At 71.4% G+C, this 19426-nt stretch carries 14 protein-coding genes and 1 pseudogene; all 15 read right to left on the bottom strand.

All coding sequences use genetic code 11. The features are described from left to right. Nucleotides 1-265: 265 nt before the first annotated feature. The 15 genes and pseudogenes from ftsZ to rsmH all read right to left on the bottom strand — a co-directional run bounded on the left by ftsZ (nucleotide 266) and on the right by rsmH (nucleotide 19421). On the bottom strand, nucleotides 266-1708 hold the full coding sequence (gene ftsZ / locus HLH36_RS14165) for a cell division protein FtsZ (protein ID WP_182986991.1): 1443 nt from the start codon (nucleotides 1706-1708) through the stop codon (nucleotides 266-268). An 80-nt stretch (nucleotides 1709-1788) separates the two neighbouring features. After that, on the bottom strand, nucleotides 1789-3180 hold the full coding sequence (gene ftsA, locus HLH36_RS14160; protein ID WP_182986990.1) for a cell division protein FtsA: 1392 nt from the start codon (nucleotides 3178-3180) through the stop codon (nucleotides 1789-1791). Nucleotides 3181-3434: 254 nt separating this feature from the next. Further along, a pseudogene (locus tag HLH36_RS14155) lies at nucleotides 3435-4343 on the bottom strand (cell division protein FtsQ/DivIB); the annotation flags it as partial. 25 nt (nucleotides 4344-4368) lie between these two features. Beyond that, on the bottom strand, nucleotides 4369-5325 hold the full coding sequence (locus HLH36_RS14150) for a D-alanine--D-alanine ligase (RefSeq protein WP_182986988.1): 957 nt from the start codon (nucleotides 5323-5325) through the stop codon (nucleotides 4369-4371). Next, nucleotides 5322-6299: a UDP-N-acetylmuramate dehydrogenase gene (murB, locus tag HLH36_RS14145; RefSeq protein ID WP_408871898.1), complete on the bottom strand. Its 978-nt coding sequence runs from the start codon at nucleotides 6297-6299 to the stop codon at nucleotides 5322-5324. Before murB ends, HLH36_RS14150 begins: the two co-directional genes overlap by 4 nt. 2 nt (nucleotides 6300-6301) lie before the next feature. After that, a complete protein-coding gene (murC, locus tag HLH36_RS14140) occupies nucleotides 6302-7741 on the bottom strand; it encodes a UDP-N-acetylmuramate--L-alanine ligase (protein WP_182986986.1) in 1440 nt (479 codons plus the stop codon). Then, the gene (murG, locus tag HLH36_RS14135) at nucleotides 7738-8922 is read right to left on the bottom strand and encodes an undecaprenyldiphospho-muramoylpentapeptide beta-N-acetylglucosaminyltransferase (RefSeq protein WP_182986985.1); all 1185 of its coding nucleotides are present in this window, start codon (nucleotides 8920-8922) and stop codon (nucleotides 7738-7740) included. The genes murC and murG overlap by 4 nt, the downstream gene beginning before the upstream one ends. Next, on the bottom strand, nucleotides 8919-10082 hold the full coding sequence (locus HLH36_RS14130) for an FtsW/RodA/SpoVE family cell cycle protein (RefSeq protein ID WP_182977588.1): 1164 nt from the start codon (nucleotides 10080-10082) through the stop codon (nucleotides 8919-8921). Before HLH36_RS14130 ends, murG begins: the two co-directional genes overlap by 4 nt. Then, nucleotides 10079-11473 carry a UDP-N-acetylmuramoyl-L-alanine--D-glutamate ligase gene (murD, locus tag HLH36_RS14125; protein WP_182986984.1) on the bottom strand — a complete coding sequence of 465 codons (1395 nt, stop codon included), beginning with the start codon at nucleotides 11471-11473 and terminating at the stop codon, nucleotides 10079-10081. Before murD ends, HLH36_RS14130 begins: the two co-directional genes overlap by 4 nt. Further along, the gene (gene mraY, locus HLH36_RS14120; RefSeq protein ID WP_182986983.1) at nucleotides 11470-12561 is read right to left on the bottom strand and encodes a phospho-N-acetylmuramoyl-pentapeptide-transferase; all 1092 of its coding nucleotides are present in this window, start codon (nucleotides 12559-12561) and stop codon (nucleotides 11470-11472) included. The genes murD and mraY overlap by 4 nt, the downstream gene beginning before the upstream one ends. Continuing rightward, nucleotides 12561-13955, bottom strand: coding sequence for a UDP-N-acetylmuramoyl-tripeptide--D-alanyl-D-alanine ligase (locus HLH36_RS14115; RefSeq protein ID WP_182986982.1), 1395 nt, complete (start codon nucleotides 13953-13955; stop codon nucleotides 12561-12563). Before HLH36_RS14115 ends, mraY begins: the two co-directional genes overlap by 1 nt. After that, the gene (locus HLH36_RS14110) at nucleotides 13952-15424 is read right to left on the bottom strand and encodes a UDP-N-acetylmuramoyl-L-alanyl-D-glutamate--2,6-diaminopimelate ligase (RefSeq protein WP_182986981.1); all 1473 of its coding nucleotides are present in this window, start codon (nucleotides 15422-15424) and stop codon (nucleotides 13952-13954) included. The genes HLH36_RS14115 and HLH36_RS14110 overlap by 4 nt, the downstream gene beginning before the upstream one ends. Further along, the gene (locus tag HLH36_RS14105; protein WP_246376878.1) at nucleotides 15421-17481 is read right to left on the bottom strand and encodes a peptidoglycan D,D-transpeptidase FtsI family protein; all 2061 of its coding nucleotides are present in this window, start codon (nucleotides 17479-17481) and stop codon (nucleotides 15421-15423) included. Before HLH36_RS14105 ends, HLH36_RS14110 begins: the two co-directional genes overlap by 4 nt. 51 nt (nucleotides 17482-17532) lie before the next feature. Further along, nucleotides 17533-18408: a cell division protein FtsL gene (ftsL, locus tag HLH36_RS14100; RefSeq protein ID WP_182986979.1), complete on the bottom strand. Its 876-nt coding sequence runs from the start codon at nucleotides 18406-18408 to the stop codon at nucleotides 17533-17535. After that, the gene (gene rsmH, locus HLH36_RS14095; protein WP_408871897.1) at nucleotides 18405-19421 is read right to left on the bottom strand and encodes a 16S rRNA (cytosine(1402)-N(4))-methyltransferase RsmH; all 1017 of its coding nucleotides are present in this window, start codon (nucleotides 19419-19421) and stop codon (nucleotides 18405-18407) included. The genes ftsL and rsmH overlap by 4 nt, the downstream gene beginning before the upstream one ends. Nucleotides 19422-19426 lie beyond the last annotated feature (5 nt).

Below are 19426 nucleotides of genomic sequence, written 5' to 3'. Positions count from 1 at the left end.
CAAAGTTCGATTTAGGGGGATTTTCCGAAGCATCCCAAAACGCGCGCTGGATCGCCGCCAGCCCTTACGCGCTGTTGAGCGCGGGGAAAACCGTGGAAGGGAGGGGACCCTGCTCGGAAATGTGGGCTGGCGAGCGAGAGTGCCGCGAAGCGGCACGCCCAGCGTGTGTTTCCGAGCACCGAAGCGGAGCGGCCTTGATGGCCGTGAGCATCGGAGCACAGGAAACGCGCGCTGGATCGCCGCCAGCGCGCATTTACGAGCAGGGTCAGGGTTGGCGGCGGAGGAAGGCGGGGATATCCAACCCCACCTCGTCGGCCGAGGCCTGGCGGACGGTGGCGGAGGGTTCCTGTTCCGGCAGGGCGGGTTCGGCGCGCTGGGTGTCCTGCGCCGGGGTCGCGCCACGGCGCAGGACGCCGGTGACGATGTTGAACAGGCTGCCGCGCTGGGCCGCGGGCTGCGGTTCGGGCGCGCGCGGCTGTTCGGAGAACAGGGACGAGCGCGGCGAGGGGCGGGCGCCCTGGTGGAACATCTGCTGCGGCGTGGAATGGGGCGAGGGGGCCGACACCGGCGGGGTGTTCATGAAATTGGGCGCGGGGCGGGCGGCCTGTGCGGCGGCGTCGGCCTGGGCCTGGGTTTGAGCTTCGGCCGTCGGGTGGGCAGCGGCCGAAGCCGGCTGGGTGTCGATGCCCTGCGCCGGTGCGGCTTCGGCGGGTTGCGGCTCTGCCGCGCGGACCGAGGGCGTGTCGATGCCCGTGGCGACCACGGACACGCGGATGCGGCCGGTCAGCGATTCGTCGATGGCCGAGCCGAAGATGATGTTGGCGTCCTCGGCCACTTCCTCGCGGATGCGGTTGGCGGCCTGGTCGACCTCGTACAGCGTCATGTCGTCGCCGCCGGTGATGTTGATCAGCAGGCCGCGTGCGCCGGCCATCGAGGTATCTTCCAGCAGCGGGTTGGAGATGGCGTCCTCGGCGGCGGAAATGGCGCGGTTGTCGCCCTCGGCCTCGCCGGTGCCCATCATCGCCTTGCCCATCTCGGCCATGACGGTGCGGATGTCGGCGAAATCGAGATTGACCAGGCCGGGCGCCATCATCAGGTCGGTGACGCCGCGCACGCCCATATACAGGACGTTGTCGGCCATCTTGAACGCGTCCTTCCAGCTCGTCCGCTCGGTGGCGAGGCGGAAGAGGTTCTGGTTGGGGATGACGATGAGCGTGTCGACATATTGCTGAAGCTCGGCAATGCCGGCATCGGCCGATTTGGTGCGGCGGCCGCCCTCGAAGGTGAAGGGCTTGGTGACGACGCCCACGGTGAGGATGCCGCGCTCGCGCGCCATGCGGGCGATGACCGGTGCCGCGCCCGTGCCCGTGCCGCCGCCCATGCCGGCGGTGATGAAGACCATGTGCGCGCCTTCGAGATGGCGTGCCAGTTCGTCGGCGGCCTCCTCGGCGGCGGCGCGGCCGATTTCCGGCTTGGCGCCGGCGCCGAGGCCCTGCGTCAGGTGCGGGCCGAGCTGGACGCGGCGATCGGCCCGGCTGTGGGACAATTGCTGCGCGTCGGTGTTGGCGACGACGAATTCCACGCCCTGGAGCTGCGACTGGATCATGTTGTCGACAGCGTTGGTTCCGCCGCCGCCCACGCCGATCACGGTAATCCGCGGCGTGAAATCGGAATGGTTCTGCTGCGGAATGCTGAGATTGAGGGTCATCGACGTCTCCCAGGACGAGTCGTTGGATTTTGGGTACCGATTCGCATGCGGATTTTCAGGGGATATTGTGAATCATCTTCCTATACCCTGTCTCGTATGAATTCCACGACGCGGCGAAGGAAACCGCGCGGCCGGGGCTCGGAGAAATCCATGTCGCCCAGCGCGCCGCCGCCGCCGGCCGCCCAGGCCAGCAGGCCGGCCGAGGTGGCGAACGAGGGCCAGGCCGCCGCGTCCTCGGGCAGGCCGCGAATATTGTTCGGCCGGCCCAGCCGCACCTGGCGGTTGAGGATGCGCGCGGCCATGTTGCCCACCCCGTCCAGCAGCGACGCGCCGCCCGTCAGCACCACGCGCCCGTCGGTGGCCCGGCCGACGCCCGCCGATTCCAGCCGGTCGCGCACCATCTCCAGCGTTTCCTCGATCCGTGGCCGGATGATGGAGACCACCTTGGAGCGGGAAATATTGACGAATTGATGTTCGTTGTCGCCGATGAGCTGCACCGGCAGCACGTCCAGATCGTCATCGGCCGACAGTTCGGCCGAGCCGTACATCGTCTTCAGCCACTCCGCGCTGTCGATCGAGGTGGACAGCACATGGGCGATGTCGCGGGTGACATGCATGCCGCCGACCGGCAGGCAGGCGGTGTGCAGCAGATGGCCCTCGCCGAAGATGGCGATGGAGGTGGTGCCGCCGCCCATGTCGACCACCGTGACGCCCAGTTCACGCTCGTCCTCGTCCAGCACCGACAGGCCGGAGGCGAGCGGGGCGGAGACCAGTTCCGCGATCTTGAGTTCGGCGCGCGAGAGCACGGTTTCCAGGTTGCGCAGCGCGGTGGTCGAGGCGTCGATGACATGCAGGCGCGAGGTGAGCTGGTCGCACAGATGGCCGCGCGGATCGGGCACGCCGGCGGTCTCGTCCACCGAGAAATCCAGCGGGATGGTGTGGATGGTCGAGCGGCCCTCGGTCTGGGCGCGCATCTGGCCCTCGGTCACGACGCGGCGGACGTCGGCGGCCGTGATCTCGCGCCCGCCCACGGGCCAGCGGACATTGAACAGCCGGCTTTCCGGATGGCCGCAGGACAGGTTGACATACACGCGGTCCAGCCGCCGTTCGGCGGCGTCCTCGGCCTGGCCGACCGCCGCGCGGATGGCGGCCTCGGCCTCATGCAGGTTGACGATGCCGCCGCAGCGCACGCCGTGCGACCGGCGCCAGCCATGGCCCAGCACGCGCAGCGTGCCGTCGGCCTCGCCCCGCCCGATCAGGCACATGATCTTGGTCGAGCCGATATCCAGCACCCCGAACGTGCCCGGCCGCCAGGCGCGTGGCGGCGCGGGTTCGTCCGGCGGCGGCAGTGCCACGCTGCGGCCGGACTGCGTGGCCGGCGCCAGGGACTGCTCGCGCCGCCGGGCACGGCGGCGGCGCGGGGCGCGGGGCGCGGATTCGCTATCCTGCGGGACCACGACCAGATCGTTCATGCGCGCCTCCTCGCTTCGGGCTCGCCATTCGGCGGCAGGTTGGGAACCGGTGGGGGCAGGGCCCTGTGGGGCTGGGCCTGCCCGGATGGGGTGGTGGACGGGAAGGCGGCTGGCGGCGCCAGTGCCGAAACCGGCGGTGGGAGGCCGTGCGGCGCGGCGGCGGGCGCGTGGGTGGGCGCCCGCTGGTCGGCGGGCGGCACCCGGGGGGCGGCCCTGGGCGGCGGAGCGCTGCCGTTGCCGACGGAGGCGGCGGGTGCGGTACCGTCATGGGGAGTGGCGGCCGGCTTCGGTGCGCCCGGCGTGGCCGGGGCTTGCGGGTTTGCCACGGGCTGGCCGCCGGCGGCGGGGTCGGCCGGCGGTGGCTGTTCCACCACCATCCGGTCGGGCAGGCGCAAATCGATGCTGATGACCGGGCGGTCCAGCAGCTTCATCGCGGCCTGGAGATCGGCCAGCCGTTTCAGGGCCGGGATCTCCTCGCCTTCGGGCAGAAGCACTGTGGTGCCGTCGCGCAGGACCAGGTTCCAGCGGCGCAGGCCGACGCGGACGGCGGCGGCCACATGGTCGCGCACCACGGGCTGGCCGGCCAGCGCGTCGATCAGCGGTGCGGCGGCTTCATTGGCACCCAGCCCCACCACCAGCGGCAATTGCATGAAGGCCTGGGCGTCCTTGCCGGTCATGCCCTGGTCGCGCACCTGGTTGCCGGCGCGGTCGATCAGCATGAAGCGCCCCTGGTTCTGCCAGACGGCGAAGGGGCTGCGTTCGGTCAGGCGCACGACGATGGTGCCCGGCAGGTGGCGTTCGACCACCGAATGATCGACGAAGGGCAGGGCGTCGATCCGTTCGCGCGCGCCCTCGACCGAGAAGCCCAGGACCGGATCGCCCACATGCACGCCCAGCGCGTCGCGCAATGCGGCCTCGCTGGTCAGCACGCGGCCGCTGACCTGGATGTCGGTGATGCGCAGCGGCAGCATGCTGACCAGCCGGGCGCGGATCGGGGCGAATTGTTCCTCGGACTTCATGTCGCGCACCAGCACCGCGCCGCCGGCCCCGGCGGCCAGGAGGACGATCGCCAGCGCAAGCGGCCGCACCATGCGGCGTCGCCGCCGCAGGAAGATCGACAGCCGTGAGGGGCGGTCGTCGCGATTGTCTCCTGTCCGTCTCATGGAAGGGTCGTGGGGTGGCCGCGCGTCATGTGCGGCATGCGGCGTGATCGACCATCCAGCGGCAGAGCGCGCCATAGCCGATCCCCTGCGTCTGGGCCTGTTCGGGCAGCAGGGAGGTCGGGGTCATGCCGGGCTGGGTGTTGACCTCCAGGATGACGAGGCGGCCGGGGCCGTCGCCGCACCGCGTGTCGTCATAGCGGAAATCGGTGCGGGTGGCGCCGGTGCAGCCGAGCGCGCGGTGGGCGGCGACGGCGAGGTCCAGCGCCTGGGCGAAGGCGTCCGGATGAATCCGCGCGGGCAGGACGTGCTGCGATCCGCCGGCCTGGTATTTGGCGGCGTAATCGTAGAATTCGTGCCCCGTGGCGGGATTGGGGGTGATGTCGGTGACGGTGAGGGCGCGGTCGCCCATCACGCCCACCGTCAACTCGCGGCCGGGGATGAATTCCTCGACCAGGGCGTGCTGGCCGTAGGTCCAGGCGGCGGCGATGGTGGCGCGGCGGTTGGAGCCGGTGCGGACGATCTCGACCCCTACCGACGAGCCCTCGTTCAGCGGCTTGATGACATAGGGGGCGGGCAGCGGGTCGGCGGCCGGGAAACCGGCGATGTCGATGACGGCGCCCGCGGCCACCGGCAGGCCGGCGGCGAGGAAGACGGCGCGGGCCGCTGCCTTGTCCATGGCTGTGGCCGAGGCGCGGACGCCGGAATGGGTGTAGGGGATGTCCATCCAGTCCAGCACGCCCTGGATCGCGCCGTCCTCGCCCAGGCGGCCGTGCAGGGCGTTGAATACCACGTCGGGGCGGTGGGTGGTGAGGTCGGCCACGATGGCGCCCAGGTCGGGGCCGGCATCGAGCACGCGGACCTCGTACCCTTCCTCGCGCAATGCGGTGCTGATGCCCGCGCCGCTGGAGAGGCTGACCGTGCGCTCGGCGGAGACGCCGCCCATCAGGACGGTGACGCGCCGGGCCGGGGTGCGGGGGGTCATGGCGTTTCTCCTGTCCCGGCGTCGGTGGGGCCGGCATCGACTGGCGGGGTGGCGCGGCCGATGCGCTTGATTTCCCATTCCAGCAGGATGCCGGTGCGGGCCTGCACCCGCGCGCGGACCGTCTCGCCCAGTTCTTCCAGGTCGGCGGCGCTGGCATGACCGGTGTTGAGCATGAAATTGCAGTGTTTTTCGCTGACCTGCGCGTCGTGCAGTGCGAGGCCCCGGCAGCCGGCGGCGTCGATCAGTTCCCACGCCTTGCCGTGTTCGGGATTGCGGAAGGTCGAGCCGCCGGTGCGGGCCCGCGTGGGTTGCGACTCTTCGCGCGACTGGCGGATGGTGGCGATGGCCTGGCGGATCTCGGCCGGGTCGGCCGGGGTGGCGCGCAGGCGGGCGCGGGTGACGACGGCGCCGGCCGGCAGGCGCGAGCGGCGGTAGCCGAAGCCCAGCGCCGGGCCGGACAGGCGCGCGGTCCCGCCGTCGCGGGTCACGACGTCCGCCCAGTCGAGGATGGTGGCGATGTCCGAGCCGTAGGCGCCGGCATTCATCGCCACCGCGCCGCCGATCGAGCCGGGGATGCCGGCGAGGAATTCCAGCCCCTTGAGGCCGGCGCCGGCCGCGTGTTCGGCCACCACCATGTCGAGGCACGCGGCGCCGACGACCAGCCCGTCGGGCTCGACCGTGATGTCGGCGAAGCCGCCGCCGAGGCGGATGACCAGCCCGTCGATGCCGCCGTCGCGCACGATGACGTTGGAGCAGGCGCCCAGCACCGTGACCGGCAGGTCCGGCGGCAGGTGGCGCAGCGCGTGGGCGAGATCGTCGGCGTCGGCCGGTTGCAGCAGCAGGTCCGCCGGGCCGCCGACGCGGAACCAGGTGCGCGGGCCCAGCGGCGCGTCGGCGCTCAGCCGGCCGCGCAGGCCGGCGAGGGCCGCGCGGACCGTGTCGGTCCAGTTCTGGTTCGTGGTGGCGGCCGGCATGGTCATGCCGCGCAGTCGCCCTTGCGGGCATTGGGGTTCTGCAGGGCGGCGAGCTGGGCGGGAAGGGCCTGCGCCCAGTTGGTGATGTTGCCGGCGCCCAGGCAGACGACGAAATCGCCCGGCTTGGCGATGGCATGGACCATTTCCGCCAGATGTTCCGGGTCGGGCAGCGGCACCACCGACCGGTGGCCGCGCTCGCGCAGGCCGTCGACCAGCGTGTCGCGGTTGATGCCGTCGATCGGGGCCTCGCCGGCCGCGTAGACATCGGCCACGATCACGGTGCCGGCGTCGTTCATGCAGGTGCAGAATTCGCCGAACAGGCTTTGCAGGCGCGAATAGCGGTGCGGCTGCACCACGGCGATGACGTCGCGCGCGCCGGCCTGGCGGGCGGCCTTGAGCACGGCGGCGATTTCCACCGGGTGGTGGCCGTAATCGTCGATCACGGTGATGCCGCCGGTCTCGCCCGTGCGGGTGAAGCGGCGCTTGACGCCCCTGAAGCCGGCGAAGGCCGAGCGGATGGTGGCGTCGTCGATATCCATCTCCACCGCCACGGCGATCGCGGCCAGCGCGTTCTGCACATTGTGGTGGCCCAGCATGGGCAGGCGGAACGGCCCCGCGCGGCGGGTGCGGTTGCGGTTGCGGTTGGTCACCACGACCTCGAACGTCGCGCCCAGCTTGTCGGTGATCACCTTCTCGGCGCGGATGTCGGCCTGGGGCGAGAAGCCGTAGGTGACGATGCGGTGGTCGGAGAGGCGGGGGATCATCTGCTGCACCGCCGGGTGGTCGATGCACAGGACCGCGAAGCCGTAGAAGGGGATGTTGGAGACGAACTGGTCGTAGGCCGCCTGCATGGCCTCCGGCGTGCCCCAATGGTCCAGATGTTCCGGGTCCATGTTGGTGACCACGGTGATGACCGAGGGGAGGCGCAGGAACGAGCCGTCGCTCTCGTCGGCCTCGACCACCATCCAGTCGCCCGAGCCCATGCGGGTGTTGGTGCCGTAGGCCTCGATGATGCCGCCGTTGATGACGGTGGGGTCGAGCTTCGCGGCTTCCAGCACCGCCGCGACCAGGCTGGTGGTGGTGGTCTTGCCGTGGGTGCCGCCCACCGCGACGGACCAGCGCAGGCGCATCAGTTCGGCCAGCATCTCGGCCCGGCGCACGACGGGGATGAGGCGGGCGCGTGCGGCCACGACCTCCGGATTGTCGCGCTTGACGGCGGTGGAGGTGACGACGACCTGGGCCTGGCCGAGATTGGCGGCGTCATGGCCGATCGCGACCGGGATGCCCGCCGCGCGCAGGCGCAGCACGTTGGCGCTCTCGGCGATGTCCGACCCCTGCACGGCATAGCCCAGCATGTGCAGCACCTCGGCGATGCCGGACATGCCGATGCCGCCGATCCCGACGAAATGAATGGTGCCGATGGAAAGGGGCAGGGCTCTCATGAGGTGGTCTCCGTGGTGGCGGCTGTCAGCGTGGCGGCGGCTGTCGGATAGGCGGGGTCGGGGCGGTGATGCAAGAGTCCTTCGACCAGATCGGCCAGACGTTCCGCGGCGTCGGGCCGGCCGAGGCTGCGTGCGGCCGCCGCCGCGCCGGCCAGGGTGGCGGGGTCGGAGAGCAGGGACTCCAGCCGTGCCGCCAGGGACGGGGCGGTGAAATCGGGCTGGCGGATCATCCAGCCGGCACCGGCCGCGACCAGGGAGGCCGCGTTGGCGCCCTGTTCGTCGCTGGCGGCGATCGGCAGCGGGACCAGGATCGCCGGCCGCCCGGCATCGGTCAGCTCGGCCACCGAGGAGCCGCCGGCGCGGCCGATCACCAGATGGGCCGCGCCCAGCAGGTCGGCGACGTTGGCGAAGAAGGGCGAGATCTCGGCCGGGATGCCCAGGGCGGCGTAGGTGGCGCGTACGCGCTCGGCATCCTCGGCGCGGGCCTGCTGGGTGATGCGCAGGCGCGCGCGCAGGGCGGCGGGCAGGCGGGTGATGGCGTCCGGCACCACGTCGCTGAACACGCGGGCCCCCAGCGATCCGCCCCAGACCAGCAGGCGGATTTCGGCATGCGGCGGGGTGTAGGGCTGGTGGTGCAGGGCGGCGATGGCGTCGCGCACCGGCATGCCGGTCAGGGTGGTGCGGGCGCCGGCCGGCAGGCGGGCGACCTGCGGGAAGGAGGTGGCGATGCCGTCGGCGAAGCGTGCGAGCTGGGCGTTGGCCTGGCCCAGCACGGCATTGCCTTCGTGCAGGACGATCAGCGGCCGGTGGCGGCCGAGCAGGCGCGCGCCCAGCAGCGGGGGCACGGACGGGTAGCCGCCGAAGCCCACCACCGCCGCCGCGTCCAGCCGGCGCAGGATGGTGCGGGCCTGGAGCGTGCCGCGGGCCAGGGCCATGGCGGCGCGGGCGGCGCGGGCCAGCCCGTGTCCGGCGATGCCGGCGCCGGGGAGGACGAATTGCTGCCCCTGGGCGAAGATGCCGTGGTCGCGCGCGCCCGCGCGCCGGTCGGTCATCAGGGCGATCGCGTGTCCGCGCGCCGCCAGCGCGTGGGCCAGGGCCTCGGCCGGAATGAAATGGCCGCCGGTTCCGCCGGCGGCGATGACGATGGGGCGGGGCGTGCCGGAGGAGGGCTGCGTGCTCATGCGGTGGCCTTTCGTGCCCGGAAGGCGGGGCGCCCGCGCGGAATCCGGCTTTCGCCCACGCGGTGCCGCGTCAGGGCCAGTACCATGCCGATGGTCAGCGCCACCGACATGGCCGACGAGCCGCCATAGGAGATGAAGGGCAGGGTCATGCCCTTGGTCGGGATCAGATGCAGGGTCGAGCCCATGTTGACGAAGGCCTGGAGGCCGAAACCGGTGACCAGCCCCACGGTTGCCACGACGATGAACGGGTCGTCCTCGCGCAGCAGTTTCAGCAGGGTCCGCACCACGATCAGGCAGAACACGCCGATGATGAACAGGCAGACCAGCATGCCGAATTCCTCGCCCGCGACGGCGAAGACGAAATCGGCATGGGCGTCGGGCAGCAGGTCCTTCACCCGGCCCTCGCCGGGGCCGCGCCCCATCAGGCCGCCATTGCCGAAGGCGCGCAATGCGGTGTCGATCTGGTAATGGTCGCCGACATTGGGGTGCAGGAAGCGCTCGACGCGCGAGCGGACATGGGGGAAGGCCACGTAGGCGCCCAGGAAGGCCGCGATCATGCAGCCGGCGCCGGCGCCGACGAAGAAGATGTTCAGCCCGTCGATGAAGAGCTGGGCCATGAAGACCGTGGTGATGACGCTGAGCATGCCGATATCGGGCTGCGATTTCAGCAGCAGCAGGATGATTGCGAACAGGCCCAGTGCGATGGGCATGCCTGGCAGCAGGCGGCGGTGGCGGCGTTCGGTCAGCAGCCAGGCGGTGACGACGGCGAAGCAGGGTTTGAGGAATTCCGAGGGCTGGACAGACATCATCGGCAGGGCGATCCAGCGCCGCGCGCCCTTGATTTCGATGCCGTGGACCAGGGTGAGGGCCGTGGCGGCGGTGGCCAGGACGAAGCCCGCCAGCGCCAGCCGCCGGATGCCGCGCGGCGAGAGCAGGGAGGTGGCCACCACGATCAGGCCGGCCAGGGACAGGAAGACCACCTGCTTGAGGATGAACATGTCGCGCGAGGCGCCGATGCGCGTGGCCACGGCCGGGCTGGCGGCCAGCATCAGCACATAGCCGAAGCCGATGAGGATGCAGACGCAGGAGAGCGTCACGCGGTCGACATTGCGCCACCAGCGGGCAAGGAACGAGGTATCGACGCGGGACGCGGCCATCAGCCTTCTTCCTTCGTGCCGGCCAGTTCGTGGACGCGCTCGGCGAAATGCCGGCCGCGATGTTCGAAGCTCTTGTACTGATCGAAGCTGGCGCAGGCGGGGGACAGCAGGACGGTGCCGGCGCCGGCCTGGCGTGCCAGGTCGAAGGCGAGGGGAACGGCTGCTTCCATCGTGCCCGCCAGCGTATGGGAGACATGATGCGCCGCCAGTGTCTCGGCCAGGGCCGGGGCGTCCTGCCCGATCAGCACGGCATGGGCGATACGGGGGAAAAGCGGCGCGAGGTCCGCGATCCCGCCGGCCTTGGCGACCCCGCCCGCGATCCAGACCAGCCGGTCGTAGCAGCCCAGGGCGCGGGAGGTGGAATCGGCGTTGGTGGCCTTGCTGTCGTCGATGAAGAGGATGCCAGCCACCGTGGCGACCGGTTTCTGCCGGTGGGGCAGGCCGGCGAAGCTGCGCAGCGCGGGGGCGATGGCCACGCGCGGCACGCCCAGAGCCAGGGCCATGGCCGTGGCCGCCGCCGCGTTTTCGGCATTGTGCGCGCCCGGCAGGGCGGGGGCCTCGGCCAGGTCCGCGATCTCGCCCGCCTCGTCGCGCAGGATGCCGCCGGCGCCGGAGAGGTCGGCGTTGGGGGAGGTGCCCGAGATGGTCAGGACCCGGTCGCCGCTGGCGGCCAGCCTGTCGACCATGCGGGGGACGCTGTCCCCCGGCGCGTCGCCGAAGCCCAGCACGGCCAGGTCGCCCATGCGCTGGCTGTCGAAGATATGCCATTTGGCGCGCAGATAGCCCTGCATGTCGCCATGGCGGTCCAGATGGTCGGGCGTCAGGTTCAGCAGGCAGGCGACGGTGAAATGCAGGTCCTGCAGGCGTTCCAGCATGTAGGAGGACATTTCCAGCACGTAGACGCCATTGTCGGGCAGCAGCGGCAGGGACAGCGATGCCGGCCCCAGATTGCCGCCCGCCACCGCCGGGATGCCGGCCGTGACCAGCATGTGCGTCAGCAGGGACGTGGTGGTCGATTTGCCGTTGGTGCCGGTGATGCCGACGAAGCGGGCCCGCGAACCCGCGCGGCGTACCGCCTGGAACAGCAGGTCGGCGTCGGACAGGATGGGGATGCCGGCCTCGCGCGCCATCAGCGCCACCGGATGCGGCTTGGGCAGCAGATGCGGGATGCCCGGCGACAGGATCAGCGCGTCCAGGCCTTCGAGGGATTCGAAGGGGGCGACGGTGACGCCGGGGATGTCGCCCAGCGCCTGGCGGGCGGGCGCATTGTCGTCCCACGCGCGGACCGAGGCGCCCATGGCGGCCAGGGCGCGGACCACCGGGGCGCCGTTATTGCCCAGGCCCAGCACGGCGTAGCGCCGCCCGGCGAAGAGGAGGGTGGGAAAGCGGCTCATCGCAGCTTCAGCGTGGCGAGGCCACACAGTCCCAGCACGATGGAGACGATCCAGAAGCGGATCACGATCTTGGGCTCCTGCCAGCCCTTCTTTTCGAAATGATGGTGCAGGGGGGCCATCAGGAACACCCGCCGGCCGGTACGGCGGAACCAGAAGACCTGGATGATCACCGACAGGGTTTCGACCACGAACAGGCCGCCGACGATGCACAGCACCAGCTCATGCTTGACCGCGACCGCGACCGCCCCCAGCGCGCCGCCCAGCGAGAGCGAGCCGGTATCGCCCATGAACACCGCCGCCGGAGGGGCGTTGAACCACAGGAAGCCCAAGCCCGCGCCGACCAGGGCCGAACAGAAGACGCAGAGTTCGCCCGTGCCCGGCACCGCGTGGAGTTGCAGATAGTCCGCGAAGACATGGTTGCCGACCAGATAGGCGATCAGCCCGAAGACCAGGGCGGCGATGATCACCGGCACGATCGCCAGCCCGTCCAGCCCGTCGGTGAAATTGACCGCGTTGCCGAAGCCGGTGATCGTGATCATGGCGAAGAGCGGGAAGGCGAAGCCCAGCGGCAGCAGCCAGTCCTTCATGAAGGGAAAGGCCAGGTGATTGGCCAGGTCGGCCGGCATCAGGCTTTGCAGCCAGTAGCCGCCGATCAGCGAGACGGCGAATTCGCTGCCCAGCCGGGCGCGCTTGGACACGCCCGCCGTGTTGCGGCGCGAAAGCTTGAGGTAATCGTCGGCGAAGCCCACGGCACCGAAGCCGAGCGTGATCAGCAGCACCGCCCAGACGAAGCCGTTGGTCAGGTCCGCCCACAACAGGGTGGAGGCGAACAGGGCGACCAGGATCAGCACGCCGCCCATGGTGGGGGTGCCGGCCTTTTCCAGGATATGGCGTTCCGGCCCCAGGGCGCGGATCGGCTGGCCGCCGCGCTGGATGCGCCGCAGTTGCGCGATCAGCGGCTGGCCCAGCAGCAGCGAGATGACCAGCGCCGTCAGGCAGGCCGCCCCGGCGCGGAAGGTGATGTAGCGGAACAGGTTCAGGGCCGTGACATGGCCCCCGGCATGATGCTGGACGAGATCGTAGAGCATCAGTGCGTATCCGTCCCGGCGGTGGTCAGGACCGCGACGACGTCGCGCATGCGGCTGCCCAGGCTGCCCTTGACCAGCACGGTGTCGCCGGGGGTGAGGGCGGCCAGGACCATCGGCGCCAGGGTGGCGGCATCGGGCGCCCATGCGCCGCGTCGGGAGGGAGGGAGCAGGTCGAAGAGATATTGCATGTTCGGGCCGGAGCAGAAGACGAGGTCCGCATGTGCCAGGGTGGCGGACAGGAGGGATTCATGTTCGGCGCGCGCGAACGCGCCGAGTTCGCGGATGTCGCCCAGCACCGCGACGCGCCGGGCGGCGGCGAGCAGGTCGAGCACCGCGAGCGAGGAGCGGATGGACAGGGTGGAGGCGTTGTAGCTCTCGTCGAGCAGCGCCGCCCGTCCGCCCAGGATCGGCGCCAGCTGGCCGCGTCCGGCGCCGGGGCGGAAGGCGGCGAGGGCGGATGCCGCCGTCGCGATATCGGCCCCCAGTGCCGCCACCGCCGCCAGCACGGTGGTGGCGTTGCGCGCCAGGTGGCGGCCGGGGGCGTCGAGGCGCAGTGGGTAGGGCCGGCCGGCGATGGTGACGACGGCATCGCTGCCGTCGGCGGCGAGGGTGAGGTCCGAAAGGATGGCCATGCTGTCGGGGGCCTGTCCGGCCCGCCATAAACGTGCGTCGGCGCGGGCCGCCTGTTCGGCGAAGATCGGCTGGCCCTCGGCATCGTCGGGGACGATGGCGGTGCCGCCGGGCGGCAGGGCGGCGATCAGGTCCGATTTTTCGCGCGCGATGGCGTCCAGGCTACCCATATGGCCCAGATGGGCGCCGGCGATGGTGGTGACGATCGCGACCTCTGGACGGACCAGGGCGGCCAGCGGGGCGATCTCGCCCGGATGGTTCATGCCCACCTCGCACACGCAGAACGCGGCATCGGCGGGCAGGCGGGCCAGGGTCAGCGGCACGCCCCAATGATTGTTGTAGGAGGCGGCGGCGACATGGGTGGGCCCGATGGCGCCCAGTGCCAGGCCCAGCATGTCCTTGGTCGTCGTCTTGCCCACGCTGCCGGTGACGGCGACCATGCGCCCGGTGAAGCGGGAGCGTGCATGGCGGGCCAGGTCGTTCAGCGCCGCCATCGTGTCGGGCACCGGCAGCACGCGCGGGTCGGCGGCAGCGGTACCGGCGGCCGCGCGGTCATGGATCAGCACCGCCGAGGCGCCGCGCTCCAGCGCCGTGCGGACATGGGCGTGGCCGTCGCTGCTGTCGCCGACCAGGGCGATGAACAGGTCGCCGGGGGCCAATGTGCGGGTGTCGATGGAGATGCCGGTCACGCTGACCGGTGCGTCGCCGGCGAAATGGCCGCCGGTGGCCGCTTCCAGCGCGTCGCGGGTCCACAAGACCGTCATGCCGCCACCCCGGCCGTCTGGCGGATGACGGACGCGTCGTCGAAGGGCAGGGTGGTGGTGCCGATGGTCTGGCCCTGTTCGTGGCCCTTGCCGGCCACCACCAGCACGTCTCCCGACCGCAGCATCGACAGGGCCTCGGCGATCGCGCGGGCGCGGTCGCCGATTTCGATCGCGTTCGGCGCTCCGGCCAGCACGTCGCGGCGGATCGCTTCCGGGCTCTCGGTGCGGGGATTGTCGTCGGTGACGATGGCGATATCGGCGCGGTTGGCGGCTTCCTGCCCCATCAGGGGCCGTTTGCCGCGATCGCGGTCGCCGCCGGCGCCGAACACGGCGATCAGCCGGCCGGTGGCGTGGGGGCGCAGCGCGTCCAGCAGGCGGGCCAGGGCGTCGGGCGTGTGGGCGTAATCGACATAGGCCGCGGCGCCGTTGGGCAGCAGGGCCGCGCGCTCCATGCGGCCGCGCACCCCTGTCAGCGTGGGCAGGAGGGCGATGGCCTGGGCCAGTCCCTCGGCGCCCGGCGCGGCCAGGGCGGCGGCCAGCAGGGCGTTGTCGGCCTGGAAGCGGCCGGGCAGGGCCAGGGTGATGTCGTGGATCGTGCCGCCGGAGTCCAGTCGCAGGCGCTGGCCCTCGGGCAGCGGGGTGCTGTCGATCAGGCGGATCGCGTCGCCTGCCATGCCGACCAATCGCAGGTCGAACCGGCGCCGGGCCGCGATGGCGCGGAGCGCGGCCAGGGTTTCGGGCGCCATGTCGGCATTGGCCGCCGCCAGCGCGCCTTCCGGCAGCAGCCGGTCGAACAGGGCCAGCTTGGCGGTGCGGTAGGCGTCCAGCGTGCCGTGATAGTCCAGATGGTCGCGGGTGAGGTTGGTGAAGCCGGCCGCCGTGAGGTGCAGCCCGTCCAGCCGGTGCTGTTCCAGCCCGTGGGACGAGGCTTCGATCGCCACGTCGCTTACGCCGCCCCGTGCCATGGCGGCCAGCGTGTCGGCCAGCCCGACGCTGTCGGGCGTGGTCAGGACCGGGCCGGTGGGGGGGAGGGCGACCGGCGCGATGACGCCCAGCGTACCGATGCTGGCGGCCTGGCGGCCCTGGCGCGTCCAGAGCTGGCGCAGGAAATCGACGGTGCTGGTCTTGCCGTTGGTGCCGGTGACGGCGACGATCCGGCCCGGCTGCGTGCCTGCGAAGGCGGCGGCCAGCAGGGCCAGCGCCTGCCTTGGTTCCCGAGCGTGAACCAGCGGGATGCCGGGGGCCGTGTCGGGCGACACGTCGGGCGGGGCGACGATGGCGACGGCACCCGCCGCGAGGGCGGCGGGGATGAAGGCGCGGCCGTCGGCCCGTGTGCCGGGGATGGCGACGAACAGCGTGCCGGGGCGCACCTGGCGGCTGTCGGCGGTCACCAGGCCGATCGCGGGGTCCGTCATTTCGGGGGCGGGCAGGCCGGCGGCGGCCAGCAGATGGGACAGGATGTGCGTCATCCCCGGACCTCCGGATGCGTGGGGCGCCCTGGCACGGCCTGTTCGGCCCGCGCGGCGTGCAGCCGCGCGCGGGGCGTCCGGGTGGCGGAGGCGGTGTGTGCGGCCTCGTGGGCGGTGGCCTTCGGCTGGTTGCGTGGGTCGCCCGGATCGTTGCCGGGACCAAGCGGGCGGTAGCCGCGCGGCACGGCGGGTTCCAGCGGGATCGCCAGCGCGTCTTCGACCGCCTGCGGATTGGTCGTGTTGGGGAACAGGCCGAGCATCGGCCCGATGCGGGTCACAATCTTCGACACGGTGGGCGCGGCGTTCCACGCGGCCGTGGTCCAGCCGTGGGTCTGCGGGGTCGCCTTGGGGCTGTCGAGCATGACATAGACGGCGTAGCGCGGGGCGTTCATCGGAAAGATGCTGGTGAAGGCGGCGATGTTGACATGTTTCAGATAGCCGCCATGCGGGCCGATCTTCTCGGCGGTGCCGGTCTTGCCGCCCACGAAATAGCCGGGTGATTCCGCCGTCTTGCCGGTGCCCTTGGTCACGTCCAGGCGCAGGATGCGGCGCAGCAGGGCCGAGATCTCGGGCGAGATGACGCGCGTGGCGCCCGGCATGCTGGCGGCGTTGGCGGTTTCCGTGGTTTCGGCGGTGGCGGGCGTGGTGAGGACTGCCGGGGTGAGGGTGGGGGCGGCCCCGTCCGCGACAGCCGGGGTGAGCGGGGCGGTGTCGTCCGGCTGTTCGCCGTCGCGGGCCATCAGGGTCGGGTGGAGCAGGATGCCGCCATTCACCGTGGCGGCGGTGCCGCGCACGATGGCCAGCGGGGGTTCGGCGACGCCGTGGCCGAAGCCGACGGTCATGACCGTGGAGATGCCCCAGACATGCGGCACGATGGGGCGCCCGGCCTCGGGCAGTTCGATCGGCACCGGTGCGAAGAAGCCCATGCCGCGCAGCCAGTCCTGCTGGCGCTGGGCGCCGACGTCGAGCGCCATATGGGCGGCGGCCGGGTTGGACGAGTAGGCCATCACCTCGTTCAGCGTCAGCCACGGGGCGAAATGATCGCTCTTCATGTCCGCGATGGTGAAGCGGCCGATATGGATGGGGATGGAGGAGAACCGGTCCCACGGATGGGCCACGCCCAGTTGCAGCGCCATGGCCGCCGTCTGGAGCTTGAAGGTCGATCCGGGTTCGTACATGCCGGTGACGGCGCGGTTGAAGCGGGCGTCGGGGTCGGCGCGGCCGAAATCGTTGGCGTCGTAATCGGGCAGGCTGACCATGGCGATGATCTCGCCGGTATTGACGTCCATCACGATGGCGCAGGCGCCGATGGCCTGGAACAGATCCTTGGCCGCCGCCAGCTCGTCGCGCACCACGGCCTGGATGCGGACGTCGAGCGACAGGCGCAGGGGCGTGCGGTCGTGGTCCAGCCGCTTGTCCATCGAGCGTTCGATGCCGGCCACGCCGTGATCGTCGATATCGACCGCGCCGAGGATGTGGGCGGCGACCCGGCCCAGCGGGTAGTGGCGGCGCTCGCCCGGTTCGAAATAGATGCCGGGAATGCCGAGATTGTTGATGGCGACTTCCTGCATCGGCGAGATGTCGCGGGCCAGGTAGACGAATTGCTTTTTGGTCGACAGGCGGCGGATGAGTTCGGCTTCGTCAAGCGCAGGCAGGACGGTACGCAGCTTTTTGGCAGTGTCCTGGGCGTCGATCATTTCCTGCGGGTTGGCATAGACCTGCGCCACCGGCAGCGAGATGGCCAGTACCTGCCCGTTGCGGTCGGTGACCGAGGCGCGGTGGACCTGCGGCAGCGCGAAATCGCCGGCCAGCATGCCCTTGGGATCGCTGCGCGGAATCGGGGGGACCTGGGGGGCGATCTGCCGCTGTTCGGGCGCCATCGGCATGATGACCGTGGCGGTTGCCAGCTTGAGCGCCACGGCGCCGAACAGGCCGAAGAAACCGGCCGACATGGCGAGCAGGCGGGATTGGGTGCGTTCGCGCGCCGTGCGCGTGCGCAGATCGTCGCCGGTGACACGCACATCCATTCGCGCGGGCCGGGTGGGCCCGTCCCGCATGTCGTCTGGTGTGTCGGTCGGGCCGTGGGTCATGTCACCTGTGGGGGGTCGTCAGTTGCTGACTGGAACGGGAGGAGGAAGTGCGCCGGAACGGGAGAAGCCGAGAGAGGAGCCCCTGCCGTATCCCCTTGCCTCCTCATATGGCGTGGGGGGTGCTGCCGGCCTCCAGGCCGCGACCGCGACCGGCAGCGGATGGACCGGCCTGGCGGCTGCGAAGCGCGGTGTGGATGCGGCCGCTGGCGGTAGCACGGGGCGCGCGGCGCGGGCAACGGAGAGAGCGGCATGACGGTCGGCATTATGTGTCAAATCGGGCGAAACCGGGGCGAGGCGCGGCTTCGGGGCCGCCACATGGGCCACGACCGGCTCGATCGCGGCCTGGGCCATCACGATCGGGCGCTCGGGGCGGGCCGCGGCCGGGGTCGAATCGGCGACGGAGAGGTGGCGCGTTGCGAGCGGGTGCTGCACTGCCGCCGCGACCACCATCGGGGGCTGGGCGGCATGGGCCGGCGCCGGCGGGACCGACGCCGCCGCCATCGGGGTGGGAGGTGCTGCGGGACTGTCGGCGGGGGCCGGCGCGTGGGAGGCCAGGCTGTCATCGAGATGGGCGCGGGGATCGACCGCCGCCAGCGGGCGCGAGCCGGGCGCGGGCAGGCGTTCGGCCAGCGAGGCCATCTGGATGAACTGGGCCGGGGCCATCGGGTGCATGTCCGGCAGGAAGCGCGCGGACAGGCTGCCCAGCCGGTCGGGCTGGTTCAGCAGGGCCCATTCCGCGCGCAGCATCGCCGTCTGCTCGCGGATGTGCTGCGTGTCGCCGACGATCTGCGCGATCTGATGGTCGAGAAGCGTCGTCTGGTGCTTCTTGGAATAGAGGAACAATCCGGACAGGCCGGCCATCACGGCGCAGAGGACGGTGAAGGATCGCATCATGGGCGGCGCTCCGTGGGGCTGGTATCTGATGTGTCCGGGACGGGGAGGCGTTCGATCGCGCGCAGGCGGGCGCTGCGGGCGCGGGGATTGGCGCGGGATTCGGCGTCGCCGGGGCGCAGCGTGCGGCCGGTGAGCAGCCGGAAGGCAGGCGCGTCGTCCCTTGCCTGGATCGAGCGGGGATCGTGGCGCGACGGGCCGGGCAGGCGGCCGGCCGCGCGATGCATGGCCTGCTTGACCAGCCGGTCCTCCAGCGAATGGAAGGACACGACGACCAGCCGGCCGCCGGGGGCCAGCATCTCCAGCGCCTGGTCCAGCCCGGAGCGGATCTGCCCCAGCTCGTCATTGACGTGGATGCGCAGGCCCTGGAACGACCGGGTGGCGGGGTCGATGCCCGAGCGGTCGCCGGGCACGACCGAGCGGATGATCTCGGCCAGGCGGAAGGTGGTCAGGATCGGTTCCTGGGCGCGGGCGGCGACGATGGCGCGCGCCACGCGGCGGGAGAGCCGTTCCTCGCCATATTGATAGAGGATGTCGGCGAGGTCGGATTCATCCGTCCGGTTCACGATATCCGCCGCCGTCGGGCCGGTATCGCCCATGCGCATGTCCAGCGGCCCGTCATGGCGGAACGAAAAGCCGCGCGCGCCTTCGTCGATCTGGTAGGACGAGACGCCGAGATCCAGCACCACGCCGTCCAGCGCCGGGGCGCCGCGCGCTTCGAGCAGGGCGCGCATGTCGCCGAATCCACCCTGGACCATGTGCAGGCGGCAGGTGCCCTCGGCGGCGCGCAGTTCGGCCTGCAGGGCCTCGCCGCGGCGGATGGCGGCGGGATCGCGGTCGATGGCCCACAGGGTGCAGCGGGCGGCGGCCAGAATGGCGCGGGCATAGCCGCCGCCGCCGAACGTGCCGTCGAGATAGGTCGCGCCGTCCCTGGGAGCCAGCATCTGCAGCACTTCGGCCAGCATGACGGGGACATGGCCGGGCGGCGGCGTGGTGCTGAGGGGCGGAGTGGTCATGGCGT

It is taken from the genome of Gluconacetobacter aggeris (assembly GCF_014174395.1).
In the GTDB taxonomy this organism is placed as follows: domain Bacteria; phylum Pseudomonadota; class Alphaproteobacteria; order Acetobacterales; family Acetobacteraceae; genus Gluconacetobacter; species Gluconacetobacter aggeris.
The sequence above is the reverse complement of the archived record's forward strand: the minus strand, read 5'-3'. Positions and strand labels throughout refer to the sequence as shown.

Coding starts and splice junctions, on each gene's coding strand:
- ftsZ (WP_182986991.1), bottom strand. CDS start 1,708: ATGACCCTCAATCTCAGCATTCCGCAGCAGAACCATTCCGATTTCACG.
- ftsA (WP_182986990.1), bottom strand. CDS start 3,180: ATGAACGATCTGGTCGTGGTCCCGCAGGATAGCGAATCCGCGCCCCGC.
- HLH36_RS14150 (WP_182986988.1), bottom strand. CDS start 5,325: ATGACCCCCCGCACCCCGGCCCGGCGCGTCACCGTCCTGATGGGCGGC.
- murB (WP_408871898.1), bottom strand. CDS start 6,299: ATGCCGGCCGCCACCACGAACCAGAACTGGACCGACACGGTCCGCGCG.
- murC (WP_182986986.1), bottom strand. CDS start 7,741: ATGAGAGCCCTGCCCCTTTCCATCGGCACCATTCATTTCGTCGGGATC.
- murG (WP_182986985.1), bottom strand. CDS start 8,922: ATGAGCACGCAGCCCTCCTCCGGCACGCCCCGCCCCATCGTCATCGCC.
- murD (WP_182986984.1), bottom strand. CDS start 11,473: ATGAGCCGCTTTCCCACCCTCCTCTTCGCCGGGCGGCGCTACGCCGTG.
- mraY (WP_182986983.1), bottom strand. CDS start 12,561: ATGCTCTACGATCTCGTCCAGCATCATGCCGGGGGCCATGTCACGGCC.
- HLH36_RS14115 (WP_182986982.1), bottom strand. CDS start 13,955: ATGACGGTCTTGTGGACCCGCGACGCGCTGGAAGCGGCCACCGGCGGC.
- HLH36_RS14110 (WP_182986981.1), bottom strand. CDS start 15,424: ATGACGCACATCCTGTCCCATCTGCTGGCCGCCGCCGGCCTGCCCGCC.
- HLH36_RS14105 (WP_246376878.1), bottom strand. CDS start 17,481: ATGCGGGACGGGCCCACCCGGCCCGCGCGAATGGATGTGCGTGTCACC.
- ftsL (WP_182986979.1), bottom strand. CDS start 18,408: ATGATGCGATCCTTCACCGTCCTCTGCGCCGTGATGGCCGGCCTGTCC.
- rsmH (WP_408871897.1), bottom strand. CDS start 19,421: ATGACCACTCCGCCCCTCAGCACCACGCCGCCGCCCGGCCATGTCCCC.